The sequence below is a fragment of the Streptomyces canarius genome (genome assembly GCF_014650735.1).
In the GTDB taxonomy this organism is placed as follows: Bacteria; Actinomycetota; Actinomycetes; order Streptomycetales; family Streptomycetaceae; genus Streptomyces; species Streptomyces olivaceoviridis.
The window spans coordinates 1-638 of record NZ_BMVN01000234.1 but is presented as its reverse complement, the minus strand read 5'-3'; the positions used below and the strand labels follow the sequence as shown (position 1 = coordinate 638).

General features: G+C 65.0%; 1 pseudogene. It reads left to right on the top strand.

Annotated features, from left to right (window positions below):
• Positions 1–383, top strand: a pseudogene (locus IE294_RS47050) (IS701 family transposase); the annotation flags it as partial.
• Positions 384–638 lie beyond the last annotated feature (255 nt).

Genomic DNA, 638 nt, shown 5'->3' with positions numbered 1-638 from the left:
GGGCACTGGCACGCCGCAGCATCAGCAAGCCCGAGGAGATCGCCTACTACCTCGCCTACGCACCGCTGGGGACCAGGGTCGAGCACCTGGTGCGCGTCGCGGGGATGCGGTGGGCCATCGAGGAAACCTTCCAGGCCGCGAAGAACGAATGCGGCCTCGACCAGTACGAAGTACGCCGCTACACCGGCTGGATGCGGCACATCACCCTAGCCATACTGGCGCATGCCTTCCTGGCCGTCATGGCCGCCGATGCTGAGGTAAAAGGGGCAGCAGAAACGGTTCCTGCCTCGCTCCCCTCACCGTGGCAGAAGTTCGGCGGCTCCTGGCAACTGTCCCCTCACCGATCGCCGCTCACCAGCCCTTCATCAGCGCACGCGCGCTGAGATGGTCCCACTGGCGCAGACGACGCCAAGCCGTCGCCCGCAGCTGCCACTATCAGCGGCGGCTGCACACGATCGAGGGGCGGTCCGGGAAAGAGAACACAGGTCGGCAATCAGCCCACTACACTCACCCAAACCGCCCCTGAACAGGGAAAACGTCAAAGTGCTGCTGGAGTACTAGTGTCCTGCGCCGGCAGTCCGTCGTTAGATCCAGCATGAGTTCTTCTGCCGGGGTGCCGCGTCGTGGCCCGAAGCTGC